Origin of the sequence: Streptomyces atriruber (genome assembly GCF_001418325.1) — a bacterium.
Lineage (GTDB): Bacteria > Actinomycetota > Actinomycetes > Streptomycetales > Streptomycetaceae > Streptomyces > Streptomyces atriruber.
Genome location: NZ_LIPN01000006.1, coordinates 1 through 7,926 on the forward strand (window position 1 = coordinate 1; position 7,926 = coordinate 7,926).

Genomic DNA, 7,926 nt, shown 5'->3' on the forward strand with positions numbered 1-7,926 from the left:
CTCCGAGGCCGACCCCCGTCGCACACCGGGACACCGCGTCCGACCCCGCCGAACGGTCGCCGGTCGGCCCCGTGCTCCCCAACCTCCGCGTCCTCCCGCTCGGCGGCGGCCTGGTCCTCATCGGTCTCGGGCTCGGCTTCCTGGGACTGCGACTCAGGCGCGGCTGAGCTGCGGCTGAAGCGTGGCCGAAGCACGGCCGAAGCACGGCTGAGGGTGGATCAGCCGCGTATGGGGGCACCACCGATGTGAAAAGTACGGGTGCGAGAGAATGGCGGCATGGAGATGCCGAGGAACGAACGGTCGCCGGAGAGCCCCCAGGTCCTGGTCGTGGGCCAGGACGGAATGGCTCTCGGTGGCGGCGGAGACGACGAATCCCGCGAGGTCCCGGTGACGGAGATGGTCGAACAGCCGGCCAAGGTGATGCGCATCGGCAGCATGATCAAGCAGCTGCTGGAGGAAGTGCGCGCGGCTCCTCTCGACGAGGCGAGCCGGGTCCGTCTCAAGGAGATCCACGCCAGCTCGGTCAAGGAACTGGAGGACGGCCTCGCCCCCGAGCTGGTCGAGGAGCTGGAGCGGCTCTCCCTGCCCTTCACGGAGGAGGCGACGCCGAGCGACGCGGAGCTGCGGATCGCGCAGGCCCAGCTGGTCGGCTGGCTGGAGGGCCTCTTCCACGGGATCCAGACGACGCTGTTCGCTCAGCAGATGGCCGCGCGGGCCCAGCTGGAGCAGATGCGCCGGGCACTGCCGCCCGGCGTGGGCGGCGGCGAGGAGGAGGACGAGGGCGGCGGCATCGCGGGCCGCACGGGAGGCCCTTACCTGTAACCCTCCGAGAACCCTGCGGTACGCAGAGGGGCTCGGTACGCATTTCGCGTACCGAGCCCCTCCGCGTATCCGTGAGAAGAGCGGCGAAGGCGAAGGCTAAGCCGGGTTGCCCGACGAGACGTCGAACTGGAGCTCAAGACCCTTCGGGTCGACCTCCGTGCCCTCCTTCGGGGTCTGCCGCATGACCGTGTCCTCGCCGTACGCGTTCTCGTCGACCTTGCGCTTGTCGAAGCTCCAGCCGGCCGACTGCAGGCAGGAAAGGACCGACTTCCAGTCCTTGAAGGTGAAGTCGGGGACCTTGATCTTTTCCTCGTCGTTGTACCCCACCTCGGGGTCCGTGCACTTCTCGGTCTCCATCGTCATGGAGCGGTTGGGGCCCTTGTGGCCCGCCACCGGCTGCTTCGACTTGTCGCCGGTGGCTTCCTTGTCGCCGTCGCCGCCGTTGAGCGACAGGGCGGTGATCAGGCCGCCGATGGCGAGGAGCGCGACGACGATCGAGCCGACGATCACCGGCATGTTCCGCTTGCCGCCGCCGGAGCCGCCGGAGCCGCCCGAGCCACCGGAGGAGGCCGGGGCCGTCGCCGTGGCGGGCTGCGGCGCGAGGTTGTACGGCGGCGGGGTGTGCGCGCCCTGCTGCGGGGCGTACGCGTTGACGGGCGGCGGGGTCTGGTAGCCGCCCTGCTGCGGGTAGCCGTAGCCCGGCGTGGGGGCCGGGGTGGCGGGGCCGTAGGAACCCGGCTGGTACGGGGTCTGGACGGCGCCGCTCTGCGGCATCGACGTGTCGACCGGCGGGAAGACCGCGGAGCCGACGCCCGCGCCGCTCGCGGTCTGCGCGCCCGGCACGATGCTGGGGGCCGCCGCCTGGAAGGACTGGGCGACGCGCAGGCACTCGTCGCGCATGGCCTCGGCGGTCGGGAAGCGCTCGTTCGGGTTCTTCTTCAGCGCCCGCGCGACGATCGCGTCGACCGCCGGCGGCAGGGAACGGTTGATCGAGGAGGGAGCGACCGGCTCCTCCTGCACGTGCGCGTACGCGATGGCCAGCGGCGAGTCCGCCTCGAAGGGCAGCCGCCCGGTGGTCAGCTGGAACAGCATGATGCCGACCGAGTACAGGTCGGAGCGGGCGTCGACGCCGCGGCCCAGGGCCTGCTCAGGGGAGAGGTACTGCGGGGTGCCGACGACCATGCCGGTCTGGGTCATGGAGGTGACGCCGGACTGCATGGCGCGGGCGATGCCGAAGTCCATGACCTTCACGACGTTGCGCTTGGTCATCATCACGTTGCCGGGCTTGATGTCGCGGTGGACCAGGCCCATCTCGTGGCTGATCTCCAGGGCCGCGAGGACATCGGCGGTGATCTTCAGCGCCTGGTCGGTCGGCATCGCGCCGTACTGGGTGACGGACGCGTCGAGCACGGAGCCGAGCGGCTTGCCCTCGACGTACTCCATGACGATGTACGGCATCGTCGCGCCGTCCAGGTCGTCCTCGCCGGTGTCGAAGACCGACACGATGTTCGTGTGCGTGAGCTTCGCCACCGACTGGGCCTCGCGGCGGAAGCGCTCGCGGAAGGACTGCTCGCGGCCGAGTTCGGTGTGCAGTGTCTTGATTGCGACGTGACGGTCGAGCACGGTGTCGTAGGCGAGGTGCACCGACGCCATGCCGCCCTCGCCCAGCAGATCACGCAGTTGGTAGCGGCCACCGGCCAGCGAACGCCCCGCATACCGCCCCTGTGCGCCGTCCTGGCTGCTCATCTCGTGCGTCCCCCATTGGCGCGGTTGCCGGACGGCTCCGCGGCTGGTGATCGATTACCGCTATTCCAGGCCAAGTCTGCCCCAGGACGATGACGCGTCAAGCTCGGTGCCCGTTCCGTGACCGTACGCGCAAGAAGCGTCTCGGAAGCGTTACAAGTTTGCGCACGGGACCCCCGGGCCGCTTTGATGTCCGGTCCACGCCGGACCGGCGGGGCCCGCGAAGGCTGTAGCGTGGCCGACTGAGTACCCCGTATCGCGACGTACTCGGCACCAAGTACCACGACCAGAAACGACGGCGAGGACTGATGGCACAGACGCAGCGCGCTCAGGGCCCGTCCGACCCCGAGGCGACTGGCGGCGGTATGTCAGACGCGCCTGAATTGTGGGGCAACGGCGGGCTCGTCGGTGACGGCCGGTATCGGCTGACCCACAGACTCGGCCGGGGCGGCATGGCCGAGGTGTTCGCGGCCGAGGACGTACGTCTCGGCCGCACGGTCGCGGTCAAGCTGCTCCGCTCCGACCTCGCCGAGGACCCGGTCTCCAAGGCGCGTTTCACGCGCGAGGCGCAGTCCGTCGCGGGGCTCAACCATCACGCTGTGGTCGCGGTGTACGACTCCGGTGAAGACGTCGTCGGGCCGAACGTCGTCCCGTACATCGTCATGGAGATCGTCGAGGGCCGGACGATCCGCGATCTGCTGATCAACGCGGAAGCGCCGGGTCCGGAGCAGGCGCTCATCATCGTGTCGGGCGTCCTGGAGGCCCTGGCCTATTCGCACCAGCACGGCATCGTGCACCGCGACATCAAGCCCGCGAACGTGATCATCACCAACGCCGGCGCGGTGAAGGTGATGGACTTCGGCATCGCGCGTGCCCTGCACGGCGCGCAGTCGACGATGACGCAGACCGGCATGGTCATGGGCACGCCCCAGTACCTGTCGCCCGAGCAGGCGCTCGGCAAGGCCGTCGACCACCGCTCCGACCTGTACGCGACCGGCTGTCTGCTCTACGAACTGCTCGCGCTGCGGCCCCCGTTCACCGGTGAGACGCCGCTCTCCGTGGTCTACCAGCACGTCCAGGACCAGGCCGTGCCGCCGTCCGAGGTCTCGGACGCGGCGCCGCCGGAGCTGGACGGGCTCGTCATGCGCTCCCTCGCCAAGGACCCGGACGACCGGTTCCAGACCGCCGAGGAGATGCGCGGCCTCGTCCAGTACGGGCTGCAGATGCTCAACGAGCAGGGCAGCCACACGGGGACCTGGAACACCGGGCCCGTGGCGATGCACGAGGGCGGCAACACCCCGGCCATGGGCGTCGCGGGCACCACGGCGATGGCGCACCCGGACTCCGGCACCGCGCAGATCCCGGGCCCCATGCTGCGTCCGCCGGGCGGTGACGACGGCGGCTTCGACGGCGGGCACCACGGCGGCAAGAGCGGCCGCGGCAAGATGTGGATCTTCGCCGTGCTCGCGATCATCGCCATCGCCGTGGGGGTGGCGTTCGCGCTCACCGCGAGCGACAAGAAGGACGACAAGGACCGGCCGAAGACGCCCGCGACGAAGCAGTCGCAGTCGAAGGAGCCGAGCAAGAGCGCGGACGAGGAGACGTCGGACGAGACGTCGGACCCGGACACCGGCACCGGCGGCGAGACGGACTACACCGAGCCGACGAACCAGCCGACCAACCCGACGGGACCGACGACGCGTCCCACGACGCCCACCGGGAATCCCTCCACGCCGACGCAGGACCCGAGCACGAACGAGCCGACCAACGAGCCCACGAACGAGCCGACCAACGAACCGACGGAGCCGACGGAGCCGACGGACGGCGAGGGCGGGGACCCGGCGGGCGCCGGGGGCGACGAAGGGCCCTGAGCCGCCCGCCCGCTCGGAGGTGGCTCGGCCGGTCAGAGGGTCTTCAGAGAATGTGCTGCAGCTGGCGGTCATGACCGGTGTGCAGCGTGTGGACCGTCGTGAACTGCGGCTCTATCCGCAGGTAGACCGGGTCGAAGAGCTCGCCGTCCACGTAGTGCGGGGTGGGCCCGAAGAGTTCGAGCTCGGCATTGGTCGGCTCGACGCGGTCGCAGACACCGACGAACTGGACGGTCCACTGGCCGTCCTTCGCGCTCGCCACATTGAGGTTGTCCGCGCCGTACGCGACGACGCTGCCGACGCAGGCCTGGTGGTAGCCGTACCCCTTGTGCATGCGCAGCAGGACCTTGCCGTCCACGACGATGTGCCGGGCCGCCGCGAGGAAGGGCAGCGCGCGCATGCTGGTCGCCACGCGGCCGTAGTCGGTGCGGCGGAGCAGTTCGAAGGCGAGCTGTTCGTCGGTGGGCATGCTCCCACCTTGGTTCATGGACAGGGTGTCGGAAAAGGGGATCCCGCCCCCACAAACCGAGGACGTAAGTCCCTCAACCGCCGACGGCCCCGCGCCGTCGGTGTCAGTGCTGCCGCTCCGCCTGCATGCGCGCCACGTACGCCGCGGCCTGGGAGCGGCGCTCCATGCCCAGCTTGGACAGCAGGCTGGAGACGTAGTTCTTGATCGTCTTCTCGGCGAGGTGCAGCCGCTCGCCGATCACGCGGTTGGTCAGGCCCTCGCCGATCAGGTCGAGGATCTTCCGCTCCTGCTCGGTGAGGTTGGCCAGGCGCTCGTCGCCCTTGGCGTTGTTGCCGTCGCGCAGCCGCTCCAGGACCCGGGCCGTGGCCACGGGGTCGAGCAGGGACTTGCCTGCGGCCACGTCCCGCACTGCGGTAAGGAGCTCATTGCCGCGGATGGCCTTGAGGACATAACCGGAGGCACCGGCCATGATCGCGTCGAAAAGGGCCTCGTCGTCGGCGAACGAGGTGAGCATCAGGCATTTGATGTCCTCGTTCTGCGAACGGATCTCGCGGCACACCTCGACACCGCTGCCGTCCGGCAGGCGCACGTCGAGCACCGCCACGTCGGGCCGCGTCGCAGGGATCCTGACCAGGGCGTCCGCCGCGGTGCCGGCCTCGCCGACCACCTCGATGTCGGACTCCACGGACAGCAGCTCATGGACTCCACGCCGGACCACTTCATGGTCGTCGAGGAGAAAAACCGTAATTTTTCCGTCTTCGCGCACGGAGCCAGTCTCACACACGATCTCTTTTAGTGCCCGTGCGGAACCCTTCCCGTCCCCGGGGTGGCCGGGATAACGTGCCGGTGTTCCGGCCCCCTGCCAGGCTGTGATCAGTGCTGTGACCAGGAAGTGTTCCCGGTTCTCTCGATTCACTCGGAAATCCGAGCAGTCGACTGACTGGCAATTTACTTGGAAATCCAAGCAAATTCGCAGGTCAGATGGGGTTTCACAGAAATGGGAAGCACTGGGTAACGTGCTTTGTGCAGGGCGCTCGCCGGGGCACCTGTCACGCCTGTTCCCGGCTGAGACGCACCCACCCCGTGCGCGGGCACGGACCAGGCGAGCCGTACTGGTTTTCCCGGTAATCCCGGGGGCCGGACCGACGGAGGAGCACACGTGACCGTGGAGAGCACCGCCGCGCGCAAACCGCGCCGCAGCAGTACCGGCGGCGGCAAGCGCGCAAGCGCCAAGAAGCCCGCGCCGCAGAAAAGCAACGAGCCCGAGCTCATTCAGCTGCTGACGCCCGAGGGCAAGCGGGTCAAGGACGCGAAGAACGCGGTGTACGACGCGTACGTCGCCGACATCACGGCGGAGGAGCTGCGCGGCCTGTACCGCGACATGGTCCTCACCCGCCGCTTCGACGCCGAGGCCACCGCCCTGCAGCGCCAGGGCGAGCTGGGCCTGTGGGCTTCGCTGCTCGGCCAGGAGGCCGCTCAGATCGGCTCGGGCCGGGCCACCCGCGACGACGACTACGTCTTCCCCACCTACCGCGAGCACGGCGTCGCCTGGTGCCGCGGGGTGGACCCCACGAACCTGCTCGGCATGTTCCGCGGCGTGAACAACGGCGGCTGGGACCCGAACAGCAACAACTTCCACCTGTACACGATCGTCATCGGCTCGCAGACCCTGCACGCCACCGGCTACGCGATGGGCGTGACCAAGGACGGCGCGGACTCGGCCGTGATCGCGTACTTCGGGGACGGCGCCTCCAGCCAGGGCGACGTGGCCGAATCGTTCACCTTCTCCGCGGTCTACAACGCCCCGGTCGTGTTCTTCTGCCAGAACAACCAGTGGGCGATCTCCGAGCCCACCGAGAAGCAGACCCGCGTGCCGCTCTACCAGCGCGCGCAGGGCTTCGGCTTCCCGGGCGTCCGGGTCGACGGCAACGACGTGCTCGCCGTGCTCGCCGTCACCAAGTGGGCCCTGGAGAGGGCGCGTTCGGGCGAGGGCCCCGCGCTCATCGAGGCGTTCACCTACCGCATGGGCGCGCACACCACCTCCGACGACCCGACCAAGTACCGCAACGACGACGAGCGGGCGGCCTGGGAGGTCAAGGACCCGATCCTGCGGCTGCGGACGTACCTGGAGTCCGAAGGCCACGCGGATGAGGGATTTTTCGCGGAACTCGACGACGAGAGCGAAGCGTTGGGCAAGCGAGTGCGAGAGGTGGTGCGGGCGATGCCGGATCCGGATCTGATGGCGATCTTCGAGAACGTCTACGCCGACGGTCACGCCCTCGTGGACGAGGAGCGCGCCCAGTTCGCCGCCTACCAGGCCTCGTTCGCGGACGGGGAGGTCAAGTAACCATGGCTGTCCAGAAACTTCCCATCGCCAAGGCGATCAACGAATCGCTGCGCACCGCGCTGGAGAACGACCCCAAGGTCCTCATCATGGGTGAGGACGTCGGCAAGCTCGGCGGCGTCTTCCGGGTGACCGACGGACTGCAGAAGGACTTCGGCGAGGACCGGGTCATCGACACCCCGCTCGCCGAGTCGGGCATCGTCGGCACGGCCATCGGTCTCGCCCTGCGGGGGTACCGCCCCGTGGTGGAGATCCAGTTCGACGGCTTCGTCTTCCCCGCGTACGACCAGATCGTCACGCAGCTCGCGAAGATGCACGCCCGCGCGCTCGGCAAGATCAAGATGCCGGTCGTCATCCGCATTCCGTACGGCGGCGGCATCGGCGCGGTCGAGCACCACAGCGAGTCGCCCGAGACGCTGTTCGCGCACGTCGCGGGCCTCAAGGTGGTCTCCCCGTCGAACTCGGCGGATGCCTACTGGATGATGCAGCAGGCCATCCAGAGCGACGACCCGGTGATCTTCTTCGAGCCGAAGCGGCGTTACTGGGACAAGGGCGAGGTCGACAAGGAGGCCATCCCCGGCCCCCTGCACAAGGCCGTCGTCGCCCGCGAGGGCACCGACCTCACCCTCGCCGCGTACGGCCCGATGGTGAAGGTCTGTCTGGAGGCGGCCGCGGCCGCC

Annotated in this window: 7 protein-coding genes; 4 read left to right on the forward strand and 3 right to left on the reverse strand. The window is 69.1% G+C overall.

The window, feature by feature from the left end:
- The first annotated feature begins 276 nt into the window (after positions 1-276).
- Positions 277-822: a bacterial proteasome activator family protein gene (locus AOK03_RS00590; RefSeq protein ID WP_055563101.1), complete on the forward strand. Its 546-nt coding sequence runs from the start codon at positions 277-279 to the stop codon at positions 820-822.
- A gap of 96 nt (positions 823-918) precedes the next feature.
- Here AOK03_RS00590 and AOK03_RS00595 read toward each other — a convergent pair whose 3' ends face one another.
- The gene (locus tag AOK03_RS00595) at positions 919-2,568 is read right to left on the reverse strand and encodes a protein kinase domain-containing protein (protein ID WP_055563102.1); all 1,650 of its coding nucleotides are present in this window, start codon (positions 2,566-2,568) and stop codon (positions 919-921) included.
- Between the two features lie 305 nt (positions 2,569-2,873).
- Here AOK03_RS00595 and AOK03_RS00600 point away from each other — a divergent pair, with 305 nt between their 5' ends.
- Entirely contained in the window at positions 2,874-4,436 is a 1,563-nt protein-coding gene (locus AOK03_RS00600; RefSeq protein WP_079074369.1) for a protein kinase domain-containing protein, read from the forward strand.
- A 43-nt stretch (positions 4,437-4,479) separates the two neighbouring features.
- Here AOK03_RS00600 and AOK03_RS00605 read toward each other — a convergent pair whose 3' ends face one another.
- Both AOK03_RS00605 and AOK03_RS00610 read right to left on the reverse strand, forming a co-directional pair.
- The gene (locus AOK03_RS00605) at positions 4,480-4,902 is read right to left on the reverse strand and encodes a pyridoxamine 5'-phosphate oxidase family protein (protein WP_055563104.1); all 423 of its coding nucleotides are present in this window, start codon (positions 4,900-4,902) and stop codon (positions 4,480-4,482) included.
- A 103-nt stretch (positions 4,903-5,005) separates the two neighbouring features.
- A complete protein-coding gene (locus AOK03_RS00610; protein WP_055563105.1) occupies positions 5,006-5,668 on the reverse strand; it encodes a response regulator in 663 nt (220 codons plus the stop codon).
- A gap of 393 nt (positions 5,669-6,061) precedes the next feature.
- Here AOK03_RS00610 and pdhA point away from each other — a divergent pair, with 393 nt between their 5' ends.
- Together pdhA and AOK03_RS00620 are read left to right on the forward strand one after the other, a co-directional pair.
- On the forward strand, positions 6,062-7,249 hold the full coding sequence (gene pdhA / locus AOK03_RS00615; protein ID WP_055563106.1) for a pyruvate dehydrogenase (acetyl-transferring) E1 component subunit alpha: 1,188 nt from the start codon (positions 6,062-6,064) through the stop codon (positions 7,247-7,249).
- Between the two features lie 2 nt (positions 7,250-7,251).
- On the forward strand, positions 7,252-7,926 hold a 675-nt coding region (locus AOK03_RS00620; RefSeq protein WP_055563107.1), incomplete at its 3' end, for an alpha-ketoacid dehydrogenase subunit beta.